This is a genomic window from Algicola sagamiensis DSM 14643 (assembly GCF_000374485.1).
In the GTDB taxonomy this organism is placed as follows: domain Bacteria; phylum Pseudomonadota; class Gammaproteobacteria; order Enterobacterales; family Alteromonadaceae; genus Algicola; species Algicola sagamiensis.
Window position 1 is genome coordinate 128498 of sequence record NZ_KB894502.1, and the last position, 26807, is coordinate 155304.

General features: G+C 40.7%; 27 protein-coding genes and 1 pseudogene. 15 read left to right on the forward strand and 13 right to left on the reverse strand.

The window, feature by feature from the left end; genetic code table 11:
- Positions 1-637: 637 nt before the first annotated feature.
- Entirely contained in the window at positions 638-1129 is a 492-nt protein-coding gene (locus tag C505_RS0116150) for a hypothetical protein (RefSeq protein WP_157369122.1), read from the forward strand.
- Here C505_RS0116150 and C505_RS0116155 read toward each other — a convergent pair.
- From C505_RS0116155 to C505_RS23845, 4 genes are all read right to left on the reverse strand, one after another.
- Positions 1057-2109: a lipocalin-like domain-containing protein gene (locus C505_RS0116155; protein WP_018693674.1), complete on the reverse strand. Its 1053-nt coding sequence runs from the start codon at positions 2107-2109 to the stop codon at positions 1057-1059. The genes C505_RS0116150 and C505_RS0116155 overlap by 73 nt on opposite strands.
- A gap of 4 nt (positions 2110-2113) precedes the next feature.
- Positions 2114-4510 carry an ABC transporter permease gene (locus tag C505_RS0116160; RefSeq protein WP_018693675.1) on the reverse strand — a complete coding sequence of 799 codons (2397 nt, stop codon included), beginning with the start codon at positions 4508-4510 and terminating at the stop codon, positions 2114-2116.
- Positions 4494-5147, reverse strand: a complete 654-nt coding sequence (locus tag C505_RS0116165; protein ID WP_018693676.1) for an ABC transporter ATP-binding protein — start codon at positions 5145-5147, stop codon at positions 4494-4496. The genes C505_RS0116160 and C505_RS0116165 overlap by 17 nt, the downstream gene beginning before the upstream one ends.
- 517 nt (positions 5148-5664) lie before the next feature.
- Positions 5665-6198 (reverse strand): DUF2059 domain-containing protein, encoded by a 534-nt coding sequence (locus tag C505_RS23845; RefSeq protein WP_018693677.1) that lies wholly within the window; start codon positions 6196-6198, stop codon positions 5665-5667.
- Between the two features lie 226 nt (positions 6199-6424).
- Here C505_RS23845 and C505_RS0116175 point away from each other — a divergent pair, with 226 nt between their 5' ends.
- Both C505_RS0116175 and C505_RS0116180 read left to right on the forward strand, forming a co-directional pair.
- Entirely contained in the window at positions 6425-8443 is a 2019-nt protein-coding gene (locus C505_RS0116175) for a glycoside hydrolase family 3 protein (RefSeq protein WP_026318033.1), read from the forward strand.
- Between the two features lie 108 nt (positions 8444-8551).
- Entirely contained in the window at positions 8552-9316 is a 765-nt protein-coding gene (locus C505_RS0116180; RefSeq protein ID WP_018693679.1) for a substrate-binding periplasmic protein, read from the forward strand.
- 64 nt (positions 9317-9380) lie between these two features.
- Here the strand turns inward: C505_RS0116180 and C505_RS0116185 are convergent, their stop codons facing one another.
- From C505_RS0116185 to C505_RS0116200, 4 genes are all read right to left on the reverse strand, one after another.
- Positions 9381-10265 carry a hypothetical protein gene (locus C505_RS0116185; RefSeq protein WP_018693680.1) on the reverse strand — a complete coding sequence of 295 codons (885 nt, stop codon included), beginning with the start codon at positions 10263-10265 and terminating at the stop codon, positions 9381-9383.
- A 170-nt stretch (positions 10266-10435) separates the two neighbouring features.
- Positions 10436-11074: a hypothetical protein gene (locus tag C505_RS0116190; protein ID WP_018693681.1), complete on the reverse strand. Its 639-nt coding sequence runs from the start codon at positions 11072-11074 to the stop codon at positions 10436-10438.
- Between the two features lie 86 nt (positions 11075-11160).
- Positions 11161-11754 (reverse strand): hypothetical protein, encoded by a 594-nt coding sequence (locus tag C505_RS0116195; RefSeq protein ID WP_040440174.1) that lies wholly within the window; start codon positions 11752-11754, stop codon positions 11161-11163.
- A 151-nt stretch (positions 11755-11905) separates the two neighbouring features.
- Positions 11906-12619, reverse strand: a complete 714-nt coding sequence (locus C505_RS0116200) for an aspartate/glutamate racemase family protein (protein WP_018693683.1) — start codon at positions 12617-12619, stop codon at positions 11906-11908.
- 234 nt (positions 12620-12853) lie between these two features.
- Here C505_RS0116200 and C505_RS0116205 point away from each other — a divergent pair, with 234 nt between their 5' ends.
- Positions 12854-13828: a class I SAM-dependent methyltransferase gene (locus C505_RS0116205; RefSeq protein ID WP_018693684.1), complete on the forward strand. Its 975-nt coding sequence runs from the start codon at positions 12854-12856 to the stop codon at positions 13826-13828.
- 198 nt (positions 13829-14026) lie between these two features.
- Complete coding sequence (gene ospF / locus C505_RS0116210; RefSeq protein ID WP_026318035.1) at positions 14027-14728, forward strand: type III secretion system effector phosphothreonine lyase; 702 nt, start codon at positions 14027-14029, stop codon at positions 14726-14728.
- Positions 14729-14878: 150 nt separating this feature from the next.
- Here the strand turns inward: ospF and C505_RS0116215 are convergent, their stop codons facing one another.
- Positions 14879-15271: a hypothetical protein gene (locus C505_RS0116215; RefSeq protein WP_018693686.1), complete on the reverse strand. Its 393-nt coding sequence runs from the start codon at positions 15269-15271 to the stop codon at positions 14879-14881.
- Positions 15268-16464, reverse strand: coding sequence for a Na+/H+ antiporter NhaA (gene nhaA, locus C505_RS0116220; protein ID WP_018693687.1), 1197 nt, complete (start codon positions 16462-16464; stop codon positions 15268-15270). Before nhaA ends, C505_RS0116215 begins: the two co-directional genes overlap by 4 nt.
- Positions 16465-16596: 132 nt before the next feature.
- On the opposite strand from nhaA, the gene C505_RS0116225 reads away from it, so the two are divergent.
- From C505_RS0116225 to C505_RS0116260, 8 genes are all read left to right on the forward strand, one after another.
- Positions 16597-17493 (forward strand): LysR family transcriptional regulator, encoded by an 897-nt coding sequence (locus C505_RS0116225; RefSeq protein ID WP_018693688.1) that lies wholly within the window; start codon positions 16597-16599, stop codon positions 17491-17493.
- A 188-nt stretch (positions 17494-17681) separates the two neighbouring features.
- Complete coding sequence (locus C505_RS0116230) at positions 17682-18221, forward strand: PepSY domain-containing protein (protein ID WP_018693689.1); 540 nt, start codon at positions 17682-17684, stop codon at positions 18219-18221.
- Positions 18222-18253: 32 nt separating this feature from the next.
- A complete protein-coding gene (locus C505_RS0116235; RefSeq protein ID WP_018693690.1) occupies positions 18254-18520 on the forward strand; it encodes a hypothetical protein in 267 nt (88 codons plus the stop codon).
- Between the two features lie 25 nt (positions 18521-18545).
- The gene (locus C505_RS0116240) at positions 18546-19244 is read left to right on the forward strand and encodes a response regulator transcription factor (RefSeq protein ID WP_018693691.1); all 699 of its coding nucleotides are present in this window, start codon (positions 18546-18548) and stop codon (positions 19242-19244) included.
- A complete protein-coding gene (locus C505_RS0116245; protein ID WP_018693692.1) occupies positions 19241-20431 on the forward strand; it encodes a sensor histidine kinase in 1191 nt (396 codons plus the stop codon). Before C505_RS0116240 ends, C505_RS0116245 begins: the two co-directional genes overlap by 4 nt.
- A 211-nt stretch (positions 20432-20642) precedes the next feature.
- Positions 20643-20927 (forward strand): hypothetical protein, encoded by a 285-nt coding sequence (locus C505_RS0116250; RefSeq protein ID WP_018693693.1) that lies wholly within the window; start codon positions 20643-20645, stop codon positions 20925-20927.
- A 229-nt stretch (positions 20928-21156) separates the two neighbouring features.
- Complete coding sequence (locus tag C505_RS0116255) at positions 21157-22209, forward strand: 2Fe-2S iron-sulfur cluster-binding protein (RefSeq protein ID WP_018693694.1); 1053 nt, start codon at positions 21157-21159, stop codon at positions 22207-22209.
- Between the two features lie 30 nt (positions 22210-22239).
- Positions 22240-22878 carry an FMN-binding negative transcriptional regulator gene (locus C505_RS0116260; protein WP_018693695.1) on the forward strand — a complete coding sequence of 213 codons (639 nt, stop codon included), beginning with the start codon at positions 22240-22242 and terminating at the stop codon, positions 22876-22878.
- On the opposite strand, the gene C505_RS24435 is transcribed toward C505_RS0116260, so the two are convergent.
- Positions 22862-23005 (reverse strand): hypothetical protein, encoded by a 144-nt coding sequence (locus tag C505_RS24435; protein WP_018693696.1) that lies wholly within the window; start codon positions 23003-23005, stop codon positions 22862-22864. The two genes, C505_RS0116260 and C505_RS24435, sit on opposite strands and share 17 nt — an antisense overlap.
- Positions 23006-23550: 545 nt before the next feature.
- On the opposite strand from C505_RS24435, the gene C505_RS0116270 reads away from it, so the two are divergent.
- Together C505_RS0116270 and C505_RS0116275 are read left to right on the forward strand one after the other, a co-directional pair.
- A complete protein-coding gene (locus C505_RS0116270; protein WP_018693697.1) occupies positions 23551-24693 on the forward strand; it encodes a hypothetical protein in 1143 nt (380 codons plus the stop codon).
- Between the two features lie 12 nt (positions 24694-24705).
- Positions 24706-25614 carry a hypothetical protein gene (locus C505_RS0116275; RefSeq protein ID WP_018693698.1) on the forward strand — a complete coding sequence of 303 codons (909 nt, stop codon included), beginning with the start codon at positions 24706-24708 and terminating at the stop codon, positions 25612-25614.
- Positions 25615-25683: 69 nt separating this feature from the next.
- Here C505_RS0116275 and C505_RS0116280 read toward each other — a convergent pair whose 3' ends face one another.
- Positions 25684-26277, reverse strand: a complete 594-nt coding sequence (locus C505_RS0116280; RefSeq protein ID WP_026318036.1) for a hypothetical protein — start codon at positions 26275-26277, stop codon at positions 25684-25686.
- Between the two features lie 293 nt (positions 26278-26570).
- Positions 26571-26807, reverse strand: a pseudogene (locus C505_RS24565) (IS256 family transposase); the annotation flags it as partial.

Sequence of the window (26807 nt, forward strand, 5' to 3'; positions counted from 1 at the left end):
CATATGTTTATTATTTTATCTGATGTATTATAGGGTACGATCATTTGGGTGTCTATGCTCTTTGGCCGAGTATGTAGAACAGTACAAATGGGACCGCGTGCAATAAGCTATCAACTCATGGCTATGGGGTCAAAGAATTGGTGCTAAAAATAGGAAAATAATTTCTTAGTGTGAATGGAATCTATGCAATTGATAGCGAATAAGGTGCTTTTTTAACTTTGAGCGATAAAAATGAAACTTTATTTTATAGATTAAACGTTATAGCCATGGACTTTTATTCTTATTATAAGAGAGCCGCGACGGAGATTGAAGAGCAAGAGAACATGGGATCTCTGAAGCGGCTATCGTTTTTTACTTCAAAACTTGCTGAGCAGACAAGTAACTGGGCGGATTCAGCAAGTTTCGAAGTGATGTGCATTATAAAGGAACAAACTGAACTGAAACTGAACCTGAAATAAAAACATGAAAAAATCGTAAATTATTGATTATAAATTTCATTTTGGTTATTTTTTCATCAATTTGATTTCTGTCGTTTTTCAAGTAGCATGTGCAAGATTTGTATTTAAAAAGGTTGCATTGATTGATGAGTAATGGAGAGACATAAGTTTTGTTTGAAATTTGCCAGGCTTTACCTGATATGATGCTGATTAAGATTGAGCTTGCATTGTTTGGCCTTCTTATTTTGCTGAGTGTTGGTGTGATGAGGAGTCGGTATAAACATGCGAATCAAATCGATAGGATCTTTGCCGGCCGAAAGAGTAGAAGCACAGAGGGGCTATATACGCGTTACTTTCTTGGCATGGGGATACAGGTCTGTACAATTGAGAAAGTACTGGATGTGATGGCAGAGACGTTTCAAGTGAATGCTTCTCTTTTATTGCCAGAAGATAGCTTTGAAGGCAATCTCAGCTATTTGCTCACACTACATGATGATATCGAGATTGAGCTCATTGAGAATTTAGAAGAGAGATTTTCAATCTCAATTTCAGATACTGAACCGGAACGGATAAAAACGATCCATGATATGGTGTTATTTGTGAGTCAAAAAATGAAATCTCAATACCCAGTTAATTCAGCATATCCTTTGCCTTCAAAGCCGCCGGTTGCTTTGACTCGGCCTTCCCAGTAGGGGATTGTGAGTTGGTTGCGCGAGTCTTTCGTTATACTGTCGATAATGATGTCTGGTTTATCGGCCAATTTTACTCGCCATTGGCTTGGATATTCACGGTTATCGAATACAACGGTCTCGACAACAGAGAGTTGGATGTTTTGATGGGGAATAGGCGTTGATTCACCATTGGGTGCGATAAGTGTCCCGCTGCAATAATCATAACTTTTTCCTTCTCCTCGAATGCAGAATAACATGAGTCCTTTTTTACTAGATTTTGAATCAACGATGCTAAACCAATCCCAGCCAAGTTGACGCTTATCGAGCAGACTGGCAGACCACTCTCTGTCATACCAGGCATTGCCAGTGACTTGATACTTTTCTCCGGCAAAAGTGAGCTTTCCGGAGACGTTTAAAAAAGGGTAGCTATAGTAGTAGGATGCGTGACCACTTTGGGTTTTCTGGCTATAGCCATTCTCTCCATGTAAAATCCTTGGGCTGTCGCTTAAGGTGAGTGAGATTGCATAGTTGTCTTTCGCCGCTGTGAGTTTTAAAGGTAAGAAGTTTTGATGAATACTGCTAAGTTGCCAATCATCAATGCTTGCGTGAAAAGGAAAAGCCACCACTTTCGCTTGATTAGCACGCGAAAACCGCTCGAATGCGACATGTTTTTGCTCATGTTGCATCGCGAAATGCGCAAAATAAAGATGATCATCCCACCACTTCGATTGAATATGGCTTGGCATCAATGTTCGAAATAGTGTCCATTGTACCCCGAAGGTTTCGCCAGAGTCACTTTGTAAATTCGCTGTGAGGTACCACCACTCTATCCCTTGTTCAGCATGAATACCATGATCTTTGGGAAAGACGAGCGGTGAGTTTTTCGTCACAGGTTTGCCACTCGTGATTTTATAAGCAGCAGTTTGCTCGGGTTTTACAGAAGGCTGACAAGCACATAATCCGAGAATCAAGTTAGCGATAACAAAGTGCTTTTTGAACATATACTCACAACTCCCTGGCTTCTAGGCTTGTCAATTTTCGAATCGGTAAGTAGGCGCATAATGCGGATATAGAGACCAAAGTGATACAGGTGATGAGTAATGCGTTAAAGTCGAGATAAAAGTGAATAGTCCAGCCAAAGGCGATTGGCATCACAAACTTTAATAACGAAAAACCGAGGGCAAAACCAAGCGGAATAGCGAATAAAACGGTAAAAAAGACCACGCCAGTGGTTTGAATGAGCTTCATACGTAATAGTTGCTGTTTAGTGACGCCCAAACTGCGTAAGATCGTCAATTGCTTGAGCTGATTTGCACTTAAGCTGAGAAGGCTGGTACACAGACTTAACAATGCTATCGCGAGAATAAAACCATTAAGCGCCTTGGTCACCACAAACGTATCATCGAACAATTGATTGGCAAACTGTTTAAAACGCTTGTTTGGGTAGATACGCGTACTGCCTTGTTTAAATTCATCGACGAGGCGTTCACTAAACTCAGCAACCGTAGTGTTATCATTGAGCTGGATTGAGTATCCAATATTTTCTAGATTTAATTTGGAAGCCTGATGTCTCTTTTCCAATGTCAGCAGTAGGATACTGGGGTTTCCATAATCATAAAAGAAGCCTGTGATGCGACAAGGATAGCGCGTTTCGTTTTGTAAGAATTCAATTCTATCGCCAAGCGCTAACCCGTACTTTATCTTGCTTTGCTCATTGGCTAAACAGCCGTGAAGTTGAAAGTTATCTTCCGTCACAGGAGTCCCAGATATCAGCGAAATATGCTGGTAATGCTCGGAGGTTTCTCCAAAACTGCTGAGTTGTGCTGGGATCTGGTTGACCTTGCCATCACTGCGGACATAAATACTGATTTGCTTCACTTCCGGTAATTGTCCAAGTGCTTGTCTTAATGCAGGGTTCAGTTGGTTGGAACGGAGATAGATGTCTGCGCTTAACTGTTTTTCCAAGTGCGCATTGAGCGTATGGCTAAAGCTTTTGACCATGATTTGCATACCAATAGCACTGCCTAGGGCGACTAATATTGCAATGATGGCAATATGCAGTTCTTTGATGTGAAATCGCGTATCTGCGTGGAGCCATTGACCAAGTGGAGCCGTGATTTGGAAAGGAACTGTCACGGCATAAGAGAATGCTTTGGGCACACTTAGAATAAAAATCATGAGCAGGGAAAAGCACAGCAATAAGGCTTCAAATTCAGTCGCTGCATAGTGCAGTAACCAAAGCGTACCTACTAACGCAATGGCGAATAAGAAGTAAAAGATCGCTTGTCCTTTTTTGGCAACTTGATTGATTTGTGAGATTAAGATGAACGCGAGTGCGAATATATTCAGTGCAAAACCCAATAACACATTTGACCATTGCCAATGGATCGTGAGTGCTCTATCTAACTGATACAAACCAACCAAAGTCCGATTTACATCAAGCACAAGGGCATTAGAAATCAAGTAACCGCCAGAGGCACCAATCAGTGCGGTCAATAAACTCACAATGACAAGCTCAATCATGAGGCTAAGCTGAATGTGCTGCTTTGTGCAGCCAAGCAGTTGCATTTGAGAAAGTAGTTTTCTCCGAGCAGATAAAGTGAGTTTAATAGCATTAAAACTTAAAAACGCAGCGACAATATACCCAAGAAGGGCCAACGCTGTAAGGTTAAAAAAGAAGGCTTCTGATAAGACATCAAACGATTGCTTTTCAACGTCAATAAGCTGCGCTTTCCCTTGAATTAATAATGTGATTCGTTCAATTTGTTGTTGGGTTAAATGAGTCAGTTCGATGAAGCTGAGCTGTCCCTTTGCGCCGAGTAAATAATCCGCATGAGCGATATCCGTGATCGCCCAAAGCCCGAGTTCATCTACAAATTGAATATCTGGCTGCTGTATCTCTTCTTCTAGCTCAAATGTATCCATTTTGGTTGAATCAATGCGCTGTGCAAATTGTGAGTCAACCAATAGTGTCGAGAGTGAAAGCTGTTCAGGTATTTTCTTTCGACTTGTTTCTCTTTTTTTGAAAGCACGATTATTCAGCCACATCAATGTGTCTACACCTTGAATCGCTAGGGAGCGCCCTTGATTGGTTTTCAACTTTCCTCTTAAGACCGGCTGGGCATTTGTAATTCCTTGTTGGCGTAAGTGGAGCCAAATCTCGCCATCAAGGAATTCTTTGCCTGTTAAGGGTTGAATTAAATGGGTGATAGGGTTTTTAATCAATGCTGAAGAATGCTGGTAGCGTTTTTTGGCTTCTTGATTCAGACCTGTGATTGCAGTGAGTAGAGCGCTGCCGAGACAAAATCCTAGTAAAAATAAAGCCATCAGCCACGGGTGTCTACGATAAAAAGCGAGATGTGTTCCTGTAATAAGTTTGACTTCGTTATACAAAGCGACCATCTCTCAGTTCTTTAACCTGATCAAAATATTCGGTTAATTGATGACTGTGGGTCACCATGACCAGATTGATTTTGCGAACACGGCATAATTGAGTCAGCAGTTCGACGACTTGGATTGAGCGTTGCTTATCAAGATTGCCCGTTGGCTCGTCTGCAAGAATGATCTGAGGTTGATTGAATAGTGCTCTTGCGATACTCACTCTTTGTTGTTCGCCACCCGAGAGTTGATAGGGAAGTGAGTTGAGTTTACCTTCAAGTCCTAGCTCGTTGATCAAGGATTCAAATTCGCTGTTTTCTTGTTTTGGGAAATTGAGTTTGTATTGAAAAAAGATATTTTGTTTGACGGTCAAACAATCCAGCAGTTGGTAGTTTTGAAAAATGAGTCCAATCTTACGGCGATACAATGTCCGCTCATATTCATTGAGTGAAGAGAGCAATTCTTTATTCACACTGACCGATCCGCTGTCAGCGTGCAACAGACCCGCTAAGATATGCAAGAAGGTCGTTTTTCCAGAGCCACTATCACCGAGGAGTGCCAAGTGTTGCCCAGCAGGAACAGTTAAATTAAGCTGATTTAAAATTGAGAGCTTTTTCCCACCATCATGACGGCTAAAGCACAGATCATTCACTTCAATCACAGTAACTCCTTGTTATCGAGGGATATCTTAGCGTAATTTACTTCAGAATGCGATGATTTCAATTCTTGAATTTGAGCCAATTTTCTTGTGCTATCCACATCTTGGCAAATTTAGGACAAAAACCATATGAAACAGCGAAAGTTACTCCTAATGCTAATGTTCGATTAACGATTTCATCTATTTTTCGAAGTTATCAGCTTTGCCATTTCTGGCTAGGCTCACACAGTTGATGGACTTTGTTCCAATGTCCACCTTTATCCAAGCAACTATCTATTTCAAAGAAGTTGTTCTTCCAGATAAAATATCCAGCGATTATAGTGACTGTGACAGTCACAAATACTAGTTTTTTAGCTTTCAATGATAATACTCAACTCATAAATTTATCGGTACGAAAGAGACAATAGATTTTCACTAAAAGTTCAAGAGGTATCGCTGATTTTTAAGGTGATGGAAAGGTGAATTGGCTTAAATTGAAAGGAAACCTAAGGCCCAGCGTATTGAACTGGGCCATCATAACCTACTGCTTCTGTTTGATTTCTTGTGAGATAGCAGCCTCAATTTCATCATGCTTTTGTATGTTGAGTGTACGTAGGATTGGCATGAGTTCACTGGATTGCTTTTGCATGAGCAGCGACGTTTTCCGGGAAATTTCTGGTAATGTGGACATCGCTTTTTTGCCTAAATCTGATTGGTAAAAGCGAATTAAACCTTGAATATCTTCTTTGTTAAAAAGCTCAAGGTACATATCAATGAGCGGCTCCTTAACCTTTTCCCAAGCAAACGCATTTAAAATCTCTACACGTTGTTTTTCATGATATTTTTCATGAATTATGAGGATATTTTCTGAGAGTTCTTTCTTGTCGAGATCTTTCGAAATTTGCTCGTTTGCCATCGAAAGAGATTGGTCGATGATTTCGTCGTAATATTTATCCAAATTCATAATTAATAAGAGTTCTTCGATCAGTTGGCGTTCTTCGCTGTTGCTTGGGGTTGCGAATGCTGGTTGAATGATCAATAACTGAATGAATAAAAAGAGAAAAGCCTTTTTCATTACGACTCCGGTTTTCTGAATGAATGGATAAACAATGTAACGGCGTGTATTTTAACAGGGGTTGTGTAAAAAATAAACTACCGTCTATCAATCGAAATGATAAATATGATTTATCTTCATACATAATGACTCCCGTTCAGCCTCGGTTCATCTAATATGCCTATGATTATCATAGGAAATTTTTCTCCAAACCACTCTCACTTATTTTATCGATGCCGGAGTCTGAATGTACCTTTCTAAAAAATCGATTTTATCCATCGTTGTTCTTAGCAGTATGTTGTCTGCTTGTAATGATAAAGACAGCGCTTCAAACAGTAAGCAAGTCAATCAGGCTGAACGCATCCTGGCGGGAATGTCCTTAGAAGAAAAAGTCGCGCAAAAAATCATGATGAGCTTTCGCTATTGGTGTGATGATACGAAGCCAAACTGTCAGGAAGGGTTGACCAAAATGAATGCGCATGTTCGGTCGGTGATCCAAGATGACAAGATTGGTGGAATCATTCTTTTTTCTGACAATCAATTTTCATTAGAAAGTATTGCTCAGCTTATTTTTGATATGCAAGATGCTGTACCGGATGAACAACCACTCGGCTTATTCATGACCGTTGACCAAGAAGGGGGCAATGTTGTTCGCTTACCGAGAAGTCAGGCAACAAATATGCCTGGGAATATGGCTTTAGGTGCAGCTTATCTTGGCACAAAAGATGAAACACTAGCATTGGATTATGGCCGAGTTATTGGCAGTGAAGTATCCGCTGTTGGGTTTAATGTAAATTTTGCTCCTTTGGTTGATGTTCAAAGCAATCCACTGAATCCTGTGATTAATGTCAGAGCATTCGGAGAGAGTGTTGACCTGGTTGCCAAATTGGCAGGAGGGATCACGGAAGGAATGGCTGAGCATAACGTAATTGGTGCGTTTAAGCATTTTCCTGGCCATGGAGATACCGCAACGGACTCTCACCTTGGGCTACCAATTGTTCATAAGAAAAAAGAAGCTGCATATCAAACTGATCTCAAACCATACAAACTTGCTATCGAGCAAAGGACAGCACCGGACATGATCATGACGGCACATATTCAATACCCGGCCTTAGATAGTACGACATTCAAAACAAAAACTGGGGAAGATAGAATTGTTCCTGCAACAATTTCAAGAAAAATCCAACACGACATACTTCGTGGCGAGTTGGGTTATCAAGGCTTGACCATCACTGATGCGTTAAACATGCGAGGGATCCGTGACCACTTATCCTCAACTGAAATGGTGATTAAAATTTTTGAGGCGGATGTCGATATTGCGCTCATGCCAGTGGAGTTTGACACCAAAGCTCACCGAGAGAAAGTCACAACACTCATCACAGAAGTAGTGGAGGCAGTTAAAGAAGGCCGTTTGAATGAGAAAGAACTGGATTCATCTGTACTTAGGATTATTCAAACCAAATTAAAACGTTCTATCATCAATCGGAATAGAACCATCGATTTTGCATCAATTAAAAAGCAAATTAGTAACACGGTTGGTTCACAAAAAAATAAAGCAATTGAACAAAAAATCACACGACAGTCGCTCACGGTGTTGAAGGGGTTAGATCAGCTGCCTCTTGAAGTTTCTGATTTGGGCCGAATCCATATTTTAACCCCTTGGGGCGAACAAGGCGTGGCATTAAAGCAAGCACTGATAAGTCATGGAGTTACAGAAGATGATGTCACTTCTGTGAAGATGAGCAAAACGACTTTAGAACAAGAGAAAACTGCGATGGATGTGGCCGATACAGTCATTGTTGGGACGCGATCAACAAAACCTTATCATCATCAATTGAACCAACTGCCGCAAGCGATCACGACCTTATTTGCGCATACAGTCGAAGATAAATTTGAAGACTCTTCTCGCATGGGTCCTCAAGCGTTACGGGCAAATGCGCAACCACGGCTACGCAATGAAGATTTTGCATATGAAGCATTGAATTATGCAAAAGCGCAGCACAAACGAACAATACTCATCAGTATGCGATCGCCTTATGATATCTCAGGATATCAAGACAAGAGCGATATTGCGGTAGCAACATATGGATATTATGGGCTGGAGAAAGGACACTTGCGAGGTCCAGCTTTACCAGAAGCCGTCAATTTATTTTTTGGGAAGTATAAGCCGACAGGCCGCCTACCTGTGACGATAAAATCTCTGAAAGCCGATGGAAGATTAGGCGAGATTGTTTATCCATACGGCTTTGGTCAGAGTGAAGAATAAATTTGGTGATTGAAGAAGGCCTTTATAAAGGGCCTTCTTACTCCTGAAGAAAGGTGAGTGACTATACTTGAAAAGCCTTATCTAAAAATCGAATGAGGTGTTCTTAGTATGTGTTTGAAACAATTGCTCATTATTCTACCGCTCATTTCTTTTTCTTTATTGTCGAAAGAAAAATATGTCATCGCATCTGGGGACTGGGAGCCTTTTACGGGAAAAACTTTGCCACAAGGTGGACTTGTCGTTCAGTTGGCGAGGGCTGCATTACAAGCGGTTGGCCAGGATATAAAGGTGATTTATATGCCATGGGAAAGAAGCTATCAAGGTGTTCAAAAACATAAAGTATTGGGGACATTCCCTTGGGTTGTCACGGATGAACGACAGCAAATATTTCTGGTAACGAAGACACTTTTTCATTCTGAAGAGCAGTTTTTTGTTCGGTATGATTCTGATATTCAATTTAAAACTGAGAAAGATATATCCGGAAAAGTTGTCTGTTTACCAAAAGGGTGGACACCGAGTGCTATCCAAGGGTTTCTAGATAAAAAGTTGATTCAACTATACGAACCAAGCGCCAGTGACCTTTGTTTTCGTGCAATTTTTGGTAAAAAAGCAGATCTATTTGCGAGTATCCCCATTGCAGGCTGGTCAGCGATTAGTAAGTTAGGGTTTAAATCGAATGATTTTCGTATCGAAGGGCCAATCCTGAGTAAAAATAAACTTGCCATCCTTGTTTCAAAGGAACACCCTCAATCCAAATCTTTTGTAAAAGCATTTAACGAAGGATTGGACAAAATCGAGCAATCCGGAGAATATCAGCGAATTTATGATAGCCATATTTCTTATATTCAGCGAACGCAAGTAAATACAAATTAATGGCGAGATGGTTTATGAAGAGGCGGTTAACCGCCTCACATTGCATATGAAAGATCAACAGACTCTAGTAAGCACAAAGTGGGATACCATAATCTTCTCCTTCGACCTTTTGTAAGGTGACTTCATTGTCTGATTTTGTCATTGAAAATACACCTTCTTTGAGCATGTAATTCCCTTCAGGCAAGAAGTTTTCTTTGCCTGCGAGTTTTTCAGCATCAGCCTTTGTCGCTGGAACCCACTGATTTTCTCCCATATAGTTGATAGCGGATGTGTCCTGACAAAATGAAGGCAATTCTTCGGAGGTGACCCAAGCAAATGGGAATCGTCCTTGTCTTTTCCACTTGTATTGATACATCGCTGAGCGGTCATTGGAGTAGAAAAACCAAAAATCGGTTGATAAAACACGCGTTTTATCGCTCTGGGGTTGTGTCTCCGTCCCATCAGTGATTTCTACTTTAAGGATGTTGTCGCCGTACATATCCTGAATGAAACATTGATCACCGACTTGAGGCGAGTACACGTTTCTTTTTATAAATGAAGAGCTTTTTCTCCAGCGTCTTTTTCTTTCGAATTGAAAAGTGATCGCGCGGGTTTCACTATCACTTAAAATCACACGACTTTGTCCTAGCACGACTTTACCATTGTTGTCTCGTTCGCCTTTACAGGATAGTGAGAAAGAAGTGTTATCATCATCAATGACTTCGTTAAAGTAACAAAAGAATGGCTCATTGGAGTGACCACAGATTTCTTCGTAATCAAGTTGATCTAAGTGACTTGCAAGACGCTCTCGTACTTCTGGCTTTTCAAGATCAAAGTCAAATGTATATGACTTTGATCCGGATGCAAGGTGATCCACACCGATTGTACTGTCTTCGTTTGCTTGTGTTTGGAAGGTTGCAAGGGCAGCAATCGTTGCCAGTGCGACATGTTTAAGTTGTGCTTTTTTCATGGCTTATCTCTCTTGTTACTATGAAATTGATAAAGTTGTTTTGAAAATGTTAATTTCATGAAGCAAGATAATCTGAAAAATATGAACGTTAGCTGAATGAAATGTATAGTAAATCAATAATTTACGTTTGTTTTCATTTTGATGAGATAAGTTGACGGATTATTTACTTTTTAAGACCCTAAGTATTGAAAGAGATAGTAACTTGCCATTTCTTGATACTGTAAACCTTTTCCAAATGACAGCAAATAGTCCATGCTAATTGGAAGTGGTTTCTTTGGTGTAAAGTATTTGTTTAAATTCAATTCATTCCACTCATACTCATTCATGGATTCATTGATTGTCGCAACGAGTTGATAATCAGGATCAAGGTTGGCTAAACCCGCATCACCATGACTATCATTGACAAGCAAATACCCACCTTGTCGTATGTATGACTTACATGGGCCAGATATATAGCCAGCATAAAATGATAAAATGAGGTCAAACTGACCAACCAATGAATCAATTATTGTTTTATAGTCCTGGCCGAAAAATTGAAACGAGGACTTTTGAGGGTATCGTTTATTTCTATCAATCAGTGATTTATAGTCGGCAGATTCAAAATATCGTTTGGCATTTTGGTTGGCGTCAATCAATACCACATTTGGAAAAACAAAAGCAGGGGAGAGATGGACAAAGCTCCCTGGATAAATCACAGAATTAGCATTGATTTTTTCCTGAAAAACTTGAAAAAGTGAGACTTTCTCAAGTTGTCTACTTGCGTAAAATTTATGGTATAGGTTGAGTGTTTCTTGTTCTTTTTTTGACATCACAGTCTTCGCTCCGAGAGGCCAGCTACGTAGGAAATGAGGGGCTGGCCGTTGAATTGTTCGGATAGATGAATACGGAATTCTATTTATGGTGTAATAATCTGAAAATCAGTGACCCAAATGATTTCACAAGCGCCGTCACCGGTATCATTTCGAGTTAATGAGCTACGCCAATACCACCCATCATCAGCACTTACTTTGACTAAGCTGCCTCTCAGTTGAATAATCTGACCTTTTTTGGTCGATTGAATACGGTCTTTGACCGAACTGTCGGCAGGTATCATATGCATATTTGCGCTGGATGACTCGACTTCGCGCCGAGGGATTGGAAAGGCATCTGTTTTCCAACGATACCATCTTCCCGATTGTGTGATATCAAAATGCTCAAGGACACTTTCATCGGACATCCTTCCCCAACCAAGAGCCAAATCAACGGGAGATAAATCAGACTCTCGTCCTGTGAAATAATTCTTTTTTCCTAATATCTTGGCTTTGATTTCAAATGACGCCAACTCAGTTATCGTGTATTCACCTTTTTGGAATTGTTTTGGGAAGTCAAGGTTATTTTGTACTGGCATATCCGCGGCGAAGACGCCTGGTCCTATTGAGACTTCTCCTGTTTTGTTGAGAATGAGCCAACCAGCAGAAATGAATACAATGATGAGGAGAAACTTATTCATATTAACTTCATATACGATATACATCTTTTTTCATTTTAGCGCTACAAGGTACCACCAGTAAATATACTTATTTTTTGTGCGGTGTGAACCATGGTAATGTGAGCGTCGCGTTTTCAAAGATAATCTGGGTTTATCACAATAAACTCGATGCTTACGCGGGCTCATGATCTGCAGTTGCGATGTCTAACACTGCTTTTGCGAGTAAACTTGTTGTATCAATCACCGGGATGCGAAGGTTTTGCCAAATATCGCTCAAGTCAGTGCAGCCCAGTAAAACCACGTCAACATGCTTACTTAAGATGTTTGAAAGTGCTTTATCATAAAATGCGATACTGTCATTTGATTTTTGTTCATCCATGAAATGTGCGACCCGATCATAGATATACTCATCCAACTGGCATTGGATCTCTGTGTCAGGTTCAATCAAATGAATGTTATATTGTGAGAACTTCCGATGGTAGACACCAGCGGCAACAGTTTGTGAAGTCGCAAGCAATCCGACTGATTTGAAATGATGAGACTGTATGTCATTTAAAACAAGTGCTGACAAATCGAGTACTTGTACGGAAACGGCTCTTTGAATGGCATCGATAAAGGTGTGCAATGTATTGCATGGTAACACAATCAAATTGGCTCCAGCCCTTTCAAGCTCTTTTGCTGCTTGTTCGAGTAAAGGCAAAAAGCGCCCGAGATCATGCTTTTGAATCAGTGCGGTCTCCTCCCATTCATAGGGAACAGGTACACTATGAATGAGCGTCTTCATCCGGTGAGGCTGTGATGATTGTTGGTGTAATTTCTGTAACGTTAAGTAGAAACGAGCGGTTGATTCTGGCCCAAACCCACCAATGATCCCTAATGTCGTCATATGAAGCACCTATTCATAAGATGATGATATCAACCCTATTTACGTTGATCTCAATTTAGGTCCAAACTGAGGTTACTTCTTCCTTCAACGAATTGTCAAATAAAAGATAAACAGGGCGGTATCAGGTGCCGCTTTAGGGCGTGTTGAAGGGAGTGATTTCACACCTTTGCTCGGTTGTTTGGAGTTGTTGAAATGGGTACATTGGCCAACTTTGTCTGTGTAAAGAGGTACTCAATGTTATCAACTGAAATTTTAGAAGAATTTTCCAACATCACGAATAACGAAGCGTATTTAAAAGCATTCTGCAAACGTGTACTTATGCCTAATCAACAGGGGGGAACATCTGATCCATACTTGGGAAATAACCAGCGAAAAGAGTTTATTCCTTCCCTTCGACAGTTCGTTCAACAATTACCTCAACAGCCACATATTTTTGATATTGGCGGTGGTAATGGCGAAATCGTAGAGCTTGCTATTCATCAATATGCTCCCAAAGGCACGCAGCTCTCTGTTGAAGAACCGCATCAAGATATGTTGAATGATTATATCCAACGGCTGGAGAAATATGGGATGGGAAAAGGAGAGTTTTTTTCATGCCCAATTCAAGACTTGTATCATCGCAACTTGGAAACGCCATGTGACCTTATTCTCGGGATCCACATGATCTACCATTTAACTGATTGGCGAGATGCGAACGCGGATCCAACAGCTGATTTGAAGCAGTTCTTTCGGTTTTTATACGAACAATTAAAGCCTGGCGGTAAGTTATTTATTGTTTATGCTGATCAAGAAAAAGGGTTTGCAGGTCAAGTCGGTGTAGATTATTTCAGGCAGCACCATTCAACTCAGATGGCAAATCAATTGCGAGCTTTGTATCGCGCTAGAAATCAACTCATGCTAGAAGGTGAGCTTTTAGCAGACCTCAATCATCACTACTCGTTCAACCAAGCAACGTTGCAACAAAAGGTACTCCCATCAAGGTTTTATGGCCAGACGATCGATGATCTTGCTGCAATGGCACTCGTTGGAGAGATGATCCCATCAAATGACAACCCATTTGATATAGAGAAAGTATATTGTGCCAAAGCCTTTTTAGAACGTCATGGAAAACAATTTTCACTGATGCAAGAGCATGAAGAAGGACCAAGAGAAGGGATGTGGGGTGTCAACCAGCCTCAAGTTGTATGTATTTTGACTAAGCAAAAGTAGAGCAGTATGCGCGATGACAAAATCTAGCGTGATTATTTCTCGATGTTCTCAACAGGCGCCTCTGATCAAAGAGGCTCGTTGTGTAAGAGGAAAATTGATTTAGAACTGCACAAAAAAATTCCCAAGCTTTCAGGGCTGTTTATTTAACACTTTATTTATCTAAAACTTTAAAACTATTCTTTGTTATTCGTTACGAATATGCCTAGATTAAAATTGAATTTACCCCCGTTAGTGCTCCCACAAAACTCAGTGCAGCAAGTCCCGAAACAGCCAAAAGAAGTCAAAAAAGAAGATGTGCCGCAACTGATACAAGAAACTAAAAATCAACCTAAATCACATTTTCAGTTGGCAGATGTTCGAGAAGGTTATCAAGACTTCTCAAAAGATAGCTATAAAAACCACATCTCGGGATACCGACTTTCAAATATCCCCTTTGGTGATGTGTTTATACATGCAAACCGAGAGAATGACTCGCGTGAGTTCTTAGGGGATAAAATTCATATCAGCCTTGCGCAATCAGAGTTAGCCGAAGGTGTGGATAAAATTCTACCATTGCTGTTATCGGAAGATAGCCCCATTGATAAATGGAAAGTCACTGATTTAAGCCGATGTCCTTCTGATTCTCGAGTCGCGGTTGGTGCGCAAATGACACTGTATGTAAAAGCGGATAAAGAAGCAGGGTATGAGCCAACATTGCTGAAAAAAGTGAAAGATTTTCTCGAAGAGATTGAAATGGTATTAAACCAAAATGGAATTTCGCCAGGCGAGAAGCCGGAATCTGATGTTTCTGCGGCTAATTGGCACTTTATCTCTTATCGAAACGAACACCGTAGTGATCGGGACGGCACTTCTTCTCATCTACTATATGAAGAACCCTTTTACCAAATCATGTCATCCTGAGGGGTGACGTCTAACGCACATTCAAATGAAAAAGTGAAGCAGTTGAAAGCGCTGTTTGATAACTAAAAGAGGGCAGCCATCATACAGTGATTACACTAATGATGGCAGCCTCGATGAGTCTATTTTCTCCTATGGTTGAGGATGAATTCACTATCTTTTTAGACACGGAAAGCGATGCTTCAGTGCGTTGTATACATTCAGGCCATTTGGTTCTAAAGATTGTGCATCAAGTGCTTCAATTACTGATTGAATAACAAACTCTTTCGATTGTGTGCTGGGTAAGCAAAAATCCGCGTAATAGGTATAAGGCACATCTGTTTTTGTACTCAGCCTTGTATCATAGACACGTTGCATAAACTTAGAATTTGGCTGAGTTTTTTCACTGGCTTTCATAATTGCCTCATCAGTTAACAGTGCACCTTCGATAAATCCATACACAAAGTTTTTCACAGACACACTTTGGGCAACAGTACTTTGCTGTGCTTGTGAGGCCAAACTGAATGACAGCAAGGTCACAGTAAAAGTGACTTGTAGAAATCTCATGAGGTTTCTCCTATTTTGGATGGTAAAATCGCTTTTGATGGTTGATAAAGTAAATAAGCTCCGAGGAATGCAGATCCTAGAGAACCAATGAGGACTCCAAGTTTTACATTTGATTGATAGGCTAGGCCTTGTGCTTCGAATGCAAGCGTTCCGATAAATAAGCTCATAGTGAAGCCAATACCGCATAATAGACACACGCCATAGAACTGTCGCCATGTAGCTCCATCAGGCAGTGTCGCAAGATTTAGTTTGATGGCAGCCCAGCAGAAGCCAAAAATACCAATTTGCTTACCCACAAATAGTCCGAGTGCAATACCGACAGTGACTGGATTTAAAAGTGTCTCCCATGTAAGTCCACTGAATGAGACGCCTGCATTGGCAAAAGCAAATAAAGGTAAGATGAAAAAAGCAACCCATGGCTGAAGCTTATGTTCTAGCCGAGGTAACATCGGCTTGTTGTCTTCATCTAAAACTTTGAGAGGAATAAACCAAGCGATAACAAACCCTGCAAGGGTTGCGTGTACACCGGATTTGAGTACAGACGCCCAGACAATCAACCCAATGAGTAGATAGATACCAAGACTGTTCACATTTTTTCTATTTAAGAAAAACAGAGCGGCAATTCCTGTTGCCGCTATCGCCAACGACAACGCTGACAGGTCTTGGGAATAGAAAAGCGCAATAATCATGATCGCTCCAATATCATCGAAAATTGCAACACTCAGTAGGAATAGTTTCAAAGAAATCGGAACGTGACGACTAAATAAGCTAAATACACCTAAAGCGAAAGCAATATCGGTTGCTGATGGAATCGCCCATCCATTTCTTGCGATTGGGTCTTGGTAATTAAAGGCAACATAAATCAGTGCGGGTACTAAGATCCCTGCGACGGCTGCAATGGCTGGAAGAATAATTTGTTCTTTTGAAGAGAGATGACCATCGAGGATTTCTCTCTTAATTTCTAGACCCACCAGCAAAAAGAAGATAGCCATCAGTCCATCGTTGACCCATAGCAGGAGTGGTTTATTTATTTCAAATGCGCCCATCGCCACTACTACAGGAATATTTAAGAACTGGCTGTACCATTCATTGATAGGAGAGTTGGCAAAAACTAATGCAAGCAATGCGGCAAAGGCGAGCAAAGCGCCACCTGTTGCGTCGTGTTGGATCATTTGGCGAAAACGATGGGTCATGACAGATACTCTTTCACAAGCTCATTAAACAAAATATAGTGAGGCGTTTTTATCAGGTAAAATCGAATGTTTTTGCGCTAAGATCAGATAAAATATGATCATGGTTTTTTAAACTCGACAAAATGCTTGATTATGAAACGGATTAATTACAATCATCTTTACTATTTTTATGTCGTTGCTCAAGAAGGGAACATTAAACGTGCTTCATTACGGTTAAATGTGACTTCTCAGACAGTTAGCAGCCAAATTGCAACGATGGAAGATTACTTAGGGAGGCCGTTATTTGATCGCTTACATAAGCAATTTCAATTGAATGAAGTTGGTACAGTCGTTTATCAATATGCGCAAGATATTTTTAGTTTAGGTGAAGAGTTACGCCTAGTCCTTCATCATGAAGCGCTTCAAAAAGTTGAAAAGTTAACGATTGGTTTTGTTGATGTCATCCCGAAAGTGATGGCATTTGATATCTTAAAGCCTTGCTTTCAAACGTATCAAGCCATGCGGATTGTCAGTCGAGAGGGTGACTTGCCAACGCTCATTGCTGAAATGGCACTCAATCGCATTGACTTGATTATTTCTGATCAACCTGTTGGCACCGAGTTTAGTGTGAAGGTATTTAGCAAATTTCTAGGAGAGTCAGGTTTTTCATTCTTTGCAGAGCCGCGGTGGGCAGAAGCGCTAAAAGTTAACTTTCCTTACTCTTTAAATCATCAACCTTTTTTGATCCCTGGAGATAAATCCGTACAGAAGAACTTATTGCTTGCTTGGTTTGAAAGCCTTGAAATTGCACCAAATATTATCGGTGAATTTGAAGACTCTGCGCTGATGAAGCTTTTTGGTAAAGAGGGAATCGGCATTTTTTGCTCCCCAACAAGCATCGAAGATTATGTCAAAGAACAATTCTCAGTTGAGGTCATTGGCAAAACCACGGAAGTAACAGAGCGATTTTATGCCATTTCACCTGAAAGAAAAATTAAGCATCCAGCACTTGACTTACTGCTCCAGCAAGCAAAAAACATGATGGATTGAGGCATGTTCTCTTCCCACGTGGTTTCAATATTTCTGATTCATGTGGCTCGTTTTGCCAGCATGGTGATGGTGGCTTGGCCAACCTTACAAAAATGTATATTTCAGGAAAATTTCAGGCAACTTTCTTTTTGTAATATAGCCCCATCGAAAATGCATTGAGCATATAGTCATTCAAAGAGGTATTGATTATGAAAAGTAAAACACATTTTAAAAAATATATCCCGGCATTGGTTGCATTCACACTTGGAGCCGCTTGTCTGGTTGGTGCTGTATATGCTGACCCAAGGCATACAAATGCGAAAGATTGGATTACAGCGACAGATGCCATTCAGACAGCGAAAAAATCAGTCAATGCAGAGCCTATTGAGGTTGATTTAGAATACGAAATGAATGAGCCACGCTATGAAGTGACGATGATTCAGGAAGACAGTAAGGTGTTTGAAGTGGTTGTTCATGCCAGAACTGGTGATGTCATTTTGACCCAGAATATCCCTTATGACAGAGATGATGAACGAGAGGAGCGATTCGAAAATACGCAGTGGTACACCGCTGTTCACCAGGGCAAGTACTTGACTCTTGAACAAGCCATCAGCAAGGTTGACATGCCAATCGGCACACGGATCATCAGTGTTGATATTGACCAAGAGCTTGGTCAGCCAGTGTATGAAATTGAAATGCGGACTCCAATGGGCGTCAAGCAAGAAGTGACGTTAAGCGCAGCAGAATAACCTTGAATGGTATTGATTTATAGGAGTAATGTATGAGTCAGTCAAAAGAAACCTCAATCATGAAAAAGTTAACGCAACTGCGAGATCGTTTTCCTTCAATCGTTGTGACATCTGTCTTTATCACTATGAGTGTTGTGACCATGATCGCCATTTTTATGGCCAGTATTGTCTCACTCGGTGCATGTTTTTTTGCAGGTGGTGTTGCTTACTTGTTCACAAAAAAAAGTAATCAACAGCAAGAAAAAGCTGAGTCGACTCGTGAGTCAAAGGAAGAAGATAAGCCCGCTGTTGCAGTATAAAATAAAGGTATAACCGGAGAGAATGATGCGAATATTGCTCATTGAAGATGATGTGAGTCTCAGTCAATTTGTGGAAAAAGGCCTGCGGGAAGCAGGTCATCAAGTCGAAGCTGTTGATAATGGAAAATATGCATTGACGCTTTGTATGACCGAGGATTTTGATGTAGCAATTGTGGACAGAATGCTTCCTGGGTTGGATGGTTTGTCTTTGGTTAAATCACTCCGGGCAGCACAAATAGGAATGCCAATTTTATTTTTAACAGCGCTAGGTGGAGTTGATGACAGAGTTGAAGGATTGGAAGCAGGTGGCGATGATTATTTAACGAAGCCATTTGCTTTTTCTGAATTACTTGCGCGTGTTGTCGCACTGTCCAGACGATCAAATCTTACAACGAACGAATCTCAAGATGAACTCGTTTATGCAGATATTGTATTGAACCTTTATGAACACTCGGCCAAGAGACAAGGGAAGGCGCTTGATTTGCAACCGAAAGAATTTCGTATTCTTGAGTTATTTATGCGCCATCCGGGACGGATGATCACCCGCACAATGCTCCTTCAACATGTATGGGATATTCATTTTGATCCACAAACGAGTGTGGTGGAAACGCATATCAGCCGCCTAAGAAATAAACTGGAAAAGCCCTTTGGAGATCGACTTATCCAAACGGTTCGTGGTTCTGGATATCGGTTAGAGGTAAAAGAAGAGCTGTCTGACAAATGAAGTTTTCTATTCTAACAAGAGCCCAATCTATCTTTCGACTTCCAACTTGGCTGAAAAGCTCAGCCGTTCAACAAGGTGTGATGTTTGGATTGATATCCTTAATGAGTTTGTTGTTGATGGCAAGCGTAACTTACTTTTATGTTGAATACGAACTCGACCAACAAAACGAAAAAATATATCACGAATCCATACAACTCAGTCAAGATAAACAAGGGTTTACCGACGATGACCCAATTGAAGATGACTTTATACTGGGTATCTTAGCATCTGGGTTTACCATGGCGTTTGTATTGGTTTTTATTTTTACGGCCCTCTCTGCTGTAATGATCAGCCGCTTAAGTCAAAAACGAATTTCCCGTATCGAAACTGTACTCCATGAAGTCTCAGAGGGTGATCTGTCAGCGAGAACAGGGGAGCAAACCTCCAATAATGATCTGGCCCGAATTTCTGTTGCAATGGATGAAATGCTCTCTCGATTAGAGGGGTCAGTTGCTTCCATGCGTGATATTTCTTCCAATATTGCCCATGAATTAAAAACACCAATCACTCGTCTTCAGCATAACCTATTGGTGCTGCAAGAGGGCATCGATAAGGAAGATCAAGTAAAGCAAAGCTTACGATATGAACTAGAGCAAGCACTGATGGAGTCGCAGCGTTTAGCTGCAACATTTGACGCGCTGCTACGTATTTCTCAAATTGAATCTGGCGTGCGTCGCAGCCGATTTACCAAGCTGGATATTACCGATGTGCTGAGTATGGTTTCTGAGATTTATACAGATGTTGCAGAAGATGCAGGGATGGCGTTAACGGTTGAACGACCAAAAGCCGAATTGTTCATCCAGGGAGATAGAGAACTGATGGTGCAACAAGTGGCAAACTTGATTGAAAATGCGCTTCGCTATTGTCCTGAAGGCAGTCAGATCGTCATTCAATGTGGCACCCTGAATGCGTCTGAGCTGTGCCTGCAAATCTCCGATAATGGACCCGGTATTCCCGAAGCAGAAATGGAACGTGTATTTGAAAGGATGTATCGTGTTGATAAAAGTAGAACAGATGGCGGACTAGGGCTGGGTTTATCTCTGGTCAAAGCAATCGCAAGTTTGCATCATGGCCGAGTGGTTTTATTTGATTGTCAGCCAGGCTTGGGCGTGAAGTTGTTTTTACCTTTGGTCACTTCCGCAAATTGAAAACGTTACCTTTGGACTCATATTTGGATTGAACAACGAGGAATGGGTCTCAAGTTATAGGAAAATGTTTATATTCAGTATCAGTTCAGAAAACTGTATGTAAAATACCCAACATCAATCGCAATCCGGCTATGCGAGTTACAGTTTTTAATTTTGAACGATACAGAGTGAGAGCAGAGGTTCAGTTGTGAGTAAATATATTTGTCTTTTAATGTTTTTTTTATCAAACAGTGCACTTGCTGTTTATTGTCCTTCATTCGAGAAAAGTGAAACTGCAATTGTTTCAAACTGGGTGATCAAGTTAAATTGCAGAGGTTGGTCAACAGGTTGTTATGCGGCATCAAGCAACAGTTATGGTGCACTTGAAGCGGCCAAAAGATTTAGCTCTCAATCCGAGGCGCAAGAATTTATTGATTCTAAGCAATATCGGATGCGACAGCCATTAAAAGGCATTGAGCAAGTGACAGAAAAAGTTGAGTTTTGTCGAAAAAGATAATTCAAAGCCGAAGTCATTGACTTCGGCTTTTTTTAACCTCCACGATCCGATAACTTTTTAGCGAAACCTATGGATGATTTGTTTAAATTATCTGTAATGGATTTTGTTGAAAAATCACCTCACCAAATATTGGTTTGACCATTTTTTTAAAATTGGTTCTATCAACAGACTTACCGATCAATACAATACGAAGCCTAACGATAGTTTGGGATATGAGAGGTAAAAAATAATGGATGAATTTGTTGATTTTCAGATAGTTGAAAAACAAAAGGAAAATGATTCAGTGGTTTCTCTTCTGCTTCGACCTGAGAAAGGACAACGACTCCCGAGCTATATCGCTGGTCAATATATTGTTCTAAAAGTACAGATGAATGATCAAACCTTACAACGCTGTTACTCGATATCGAATACGCCAGAGCTTGATAATTTAGGTATTTATCGAGTGACCGTCAAACGAGAGCAACGTATGAATGAACAAGGTCCATCCTACGGCATTGTGTCCAACTGGCTCCATTCAGAAGCGCAAGTGGGTATGTCTGTTGCTATATCAAGACCAAAAGGAAAGTTTTGTATCCAGTCTGATTCCAATCGGCCCATTGTATTTGTCGGTGCAGGTGTTGGTGTCACACCTTTGCTCCCGATGTTATATCAAGCACTAAAAGCAAAGCGGCCAGTATGGTTGATTTACGCATGCTTAGATGGGGCGTCTCATTTGTTTCAGGATGAAGTGAAACAATTAGCCAAAGATGCATCGGGTCGTTTTAAAACACACATTATCTATCGGAAGCCAAGACCACAAGACCGACAAGAAAATCAATTCAATAGTGAACTAAAAATAGACAGAGCATTGATTCAAACACTTCTCCCTCTAGATGATTATGAAGTCTATATTTGTGGCCCTCAGATATTGATGACGGATATTAAAAATCTTTTCAATGAATTAGGCGTTTCATCTGAACAGATTTTTTCAGAATCATTTGGCGCGCAGCAAGTCGAAAATTCTATTCGTCAACACCATCATGAATTAGCGCATAAGGTGTATTTTAGAGAGTCTGGAAAGGAAACAACTTGGAACCAGCAAGCAAATACATTGCTTGAGTTAGCAGAACAGATTGGTATCAATGCAGAGCATAGTTGCCGGGTAGGGGGTTGTGGAGCATGTGAGTGTGAATTGTTACAAGGCAGTATTGAATATATTGATGAACCCACAGGATTTATCAATGAAGGAAAGGTGTTGCCGTGTTGTGCACGTCCTAAAAGTGATGTTGTGCTAGGTATTTGAGTGTGGCGGTGACCACTGAAGGAGTTATCGATGTTTCAACCGAAAGTATTCCGTGAGGAACGAACGTTATTCATGCATGACATGATAAAAAACAACCCGTTTGGTACCCTTGTTTCTATGCAAGATGGGCAACTTATTGCAGATCATTTGCCCTTTGTGCTTCACCGTGATTTATCTGACCAAGGCGTACTAAGGAGTCATATTGCGAAGGGAAATAAGATTGAAAAACACCTGACCCCCTTTGCGCCTATACTAGTGATCTTTCAAGGGATGCACCATTATATTTCTCCCAGTTGGTACCCCTCAAAAATTGAACACGAAAAAGTGGTTCCCACTTGGAATTATATGACAGTTCACGCAAGGGGAGCGTTAAGATTTTTCCATGAGGATGACTGGAAGTTATCACACTTAAATGCGTTGACAAATCAACAAGAAAAGAATCGTCAGAACCCTTGGCAAGTATCTGATGCACCCAGTGATTTTATTGCGGTTCAGCTAAAGGGATTGATAGGAATTGAGATCGATATTAAGTCACTTCAGGGAACTTGGAAGCTCAGTCAAAATAAGACACAACAAGATAGGCAAGGAGTGATCAAAGGCCTCAGAAATGAGCACTCTGAAGTTGCTTCATCGATTTGTCGCTGGATGGAAATCAACGAATCAAAATGACATCCATATGAAAAGCGCAGCGTTGCCTGTGCTTTTCAATACTTTCCTCTTGCTGGTTACCAATGACATCCGACATCACTTTCTCTGCGAAAAATGGGACGGGCATTGCAAATATGGATAATGCCATGCCGGCTCAAAAATCCCTGGCACCGAATGTTTTCACTGAGTTTGGTTGACTTTCAATCTGCCAGCAGAGTAATACAGGAAAACAAATTTTGCATGTTTATTCCTATTGGGTTTGGGGCTGTGGTAGGGTTAAATGTTGCGAAAGAGTTAAGGTGATAGGTAAGAGCGTGTTCCTAATTCAATGTATCCGTTTTTAAGGTCGCGATAAAATTACGATAGGTGCGTTTTTAAGAGAGAACCATTCTTTTCAATATTTCTTTTTCAAAATCAAGTTTATTTATTTTTTACAAAGGGTTTCTGCTCTTGAGTCTTTAGTTGCAAGTGTTCTGAGGGGCCTTTGTCTTCATTATTTGTATGTTTTTATGTAGCCATTTTAGCTTATTTTTAAGCGTATTTTTGATTCCAAAAATTCAACATAAAGTATTTTATATGTAACTTTTTATCCAAAAAATAAATAAAAATCAATCATAAGTGTTGCATATTTATTTATATGGGATTATTTTGATTACTCCTTATTTACCTGTAATCATTCAAATGAGAAGTACTATGAATAAAACCGTTATTGCGCTTAGTGTCATCAGTCTGTTTCATTGCGAAGTTCAGGCATCAAATATAAAAGCAGATACCTTTACGAAGGCACTTCATTACCATGATAAAGGCGCAAAGTTTTCCGATGATCAACTCAAAACATTGTTTTTAAATGAGCCTGATTCGAATTACTCTGACCTGAAAAATGATAACGCCTGGGTGCTCAATGATATCGCTTGGCAAACTGCCTGGTCTGATTTTCAAGCGTACTATGAGGTGTCAAATAACCAAAACAATTCATATCAGCTGATCACTCGTGAAGCTGGTTTTACTAAAGCAAAACCACAAAGTTTTACGGAACAAGAGTTGAATCCCAATGTCAATGGCGCGACGTTTAGTCGTCGGGATAATGAAGCGGTCAGAGCGAGTGTCGTCAAGGCACAAGTTGACCCTGACATTTTCCATAAAGCCTATGATATTTATGCGGCTGAAAGTAATCGGTATAGCGAGAATATTCATACCTTAGTGGCAAAGCTTGCTTTGGCTGTGCAAATCTTGCGTGATCGAAGTGAGACCATTCCCCAAGATCAATGGAAAGCAAACGGGATCCGGATGGATGTGTTGTCTCGTTTTATGGGAAATACTTATGTATTGCAAAATATATGGCCAAGTGATCGAGAGTATCTCGCACAGGTTCTGGACAGTGCGATTAAGGTTGAAGTAAAACCCTACGCACAAAATCAAAACTACCTTCGAACTCATTTTCGTCTTGCCCGCCTTTCTTCTGCACTTCGAGATAGATTCGGCTACTTTTTTAATGTCCCATGCTCGACCAATTTTGAGTATGTAGGCTCCCAACATACAAATCATCAGTGTTTCGTTGATATGACCGATAGAGGGCTATGGTCTTGGTATACCAGCGAATACGAAAAAGCGATTGTTCCTCTCCCACAACATAACTACCAGCAAAAAGGTGTATTGGCTCATTTATTTGAGATCATGATGCCTATCGCGCTGGTCATGGATGGCCTTGCAGCGGTCGAATTTTTTACCAGCTCAAGTGCAGCAGAATTTGCGGCTGAAGAAGCTTGGACAGAAGAAGAGCTGGCGGCAAGCCAAGAATCATTTTTAACCAATATTTGTACTGCTGAGATTGAGTAAGGGCGAAGTCTAATGAAAAATTATAAACGTGTTATTTCAACGTTACTACTATCTGGGGTTTCTACTTTTAGTTTTGCAGCACAGGTCAATTTAACCAAAGTGACTGAATTGACTAGTTTGGCACCAGGCCAGTTGAATCATACAGTTGACCGAATTGTAGACTCATTCGGTGCCGCTTATCGAGAAGAGTTCTCGGCAACTGGTGGAACTCTTGTCAAAGCAAATGTCGACCCAGCTTTGCGACAAATCAATAAAAAATCTATCGCGAGATTTGAATACCGATATCTGCAAAGAGGCAAAGAAGTGACTCGAATTTACCACTCATTTAGTGGTGAAACGCCCGTCCCATTTAAAGGTGTCGTGAGTGAAGAACAAAAACGTGCATTTGCTTCGCGCATTGAAGCACAAATGGGAGAAAACGAACGCATTGTAACAGGAAAAATGACAGAGGAAGAGTATGCACAAACTGGGCGTTACTTTCGAGCTGCTTCTTATGCACGTGCAAATGATGCAGAGATCAAAGCGATGCGCCGAATTGAGCAAGATATTTTAAGTGGCGATTTGACCTCGGGTGGTGAGCTAACTGTGTATATTAATCAGATGCCATGTGAGTCTTGCTCACCTTTATTTAATGAGCAGTTGGCAGAGTGGCCTGAGATCGCAACAGCAGAAGTCTCTTATTTGCCACAAACGCGGAGTTACTTTGGTGCATCAAAAACAGAAGCTGAGCTAGCGGAAAATGACTGGTACCGTTACTTAAGTGCTAATAATGGCTTGGCTGTTGGGGCGGAAGAAGGTCTACAGCAGGCTTTTACTTCGAACCGAACGAATAAGACAAAATTCGCAAACTTTAAAAACAGATATAACGCGTTAGAAGAGGTTCGTACGAACCCAGTTGAATCTACAGCTTGTGGGTTCTAGGCGGATATCACTGATGTGAAAAATAATAGAGCCCTCAATGTGAGGGCTCTAAAATCACGCTGCTAGCGATCAGAAATAATAGTTGAATGTGAACATCACAAGGACTTCATCACCAATATTAAATTTTACTTCTTCCCCATCCCCATTAAAGCCTTTTGCTTCTTCTAAGTGATGTAAATAAGCAACTTCTGTCCCCAGTTTCCAACTGTCAAAAGCAAAGTCTAAACCAGTTTGAACACCAACAATACCACCATTTAAGTCCTTGATTTTATCCTCGCCATCTTGTCTTTGATATCCAAGTTTCGTTCCCACTGTCCAGTAAAGATCATTTTTGATAGGAAGCATATAATCATATTTGGTAAATAGTGTCGTCACTTGTCTATCGCTATCACTATCCTTGTCATCATCATTCAATCCACGATAATCAAGGCCGACTGTGACCCGATGGCTGTCGTCATAGACAAATCCACCATGAAAGCCAAGTACAGCAGAGGTCGACATTTCTTCTTTCTGCTCTTGCCCGTTACGGGATATTTCCAAGTCCCCATCTAAACGAACACCAACGTCAGCGCCAACAAAGTAATCTAAGTCTGCTGAGAAAGCCGGAGTTGTAGCCAATGAGCCAGCGATGATTAAAAGCAGTTTTTTTTGGGAGAATTTCATTTTAAAACCTGTCATGTTTAAAAATGAATGGACGAAGCCATTCTGTGTTACGAGTAGGTGCAAGCAAAGCTAGAGCGTACTTCCACCAATAATAAAATTAAACTGACGCTTCCTGTCTAAACCAAGAATCTCGAATGGTTCACTTCCAGAAAGCTATAGCATTATACTGGGTATCGTTTCCAATGAAAAAGTTTTATTTTCTAGATGTAGGCATCTAAGAGTCAAGTCTGAAAAAAGATTGGGTAATTAAACCTGTGAATGCGAGCTATAGTCAAATCTGGTGTATGACATGATCATGCAGCATCCTGTTGATCATCCGACGTTACTTTTTCTCCATCCTTGAATTCGATCCCTGCAATGACATCAGCTAGAAGGCGGTAGCCTCTCAATCGACGCCATTTATTTTGTGCGGTTACCAGCAGCTTATAAGCCATCGCCAGTGTCGTTTTTCGACTGCCACCATGCTTACTTTTCGTGGTTCTTAAACGAACCGTCGCAAACACGGACTCGATTGGATTTGTCGTTCGAAT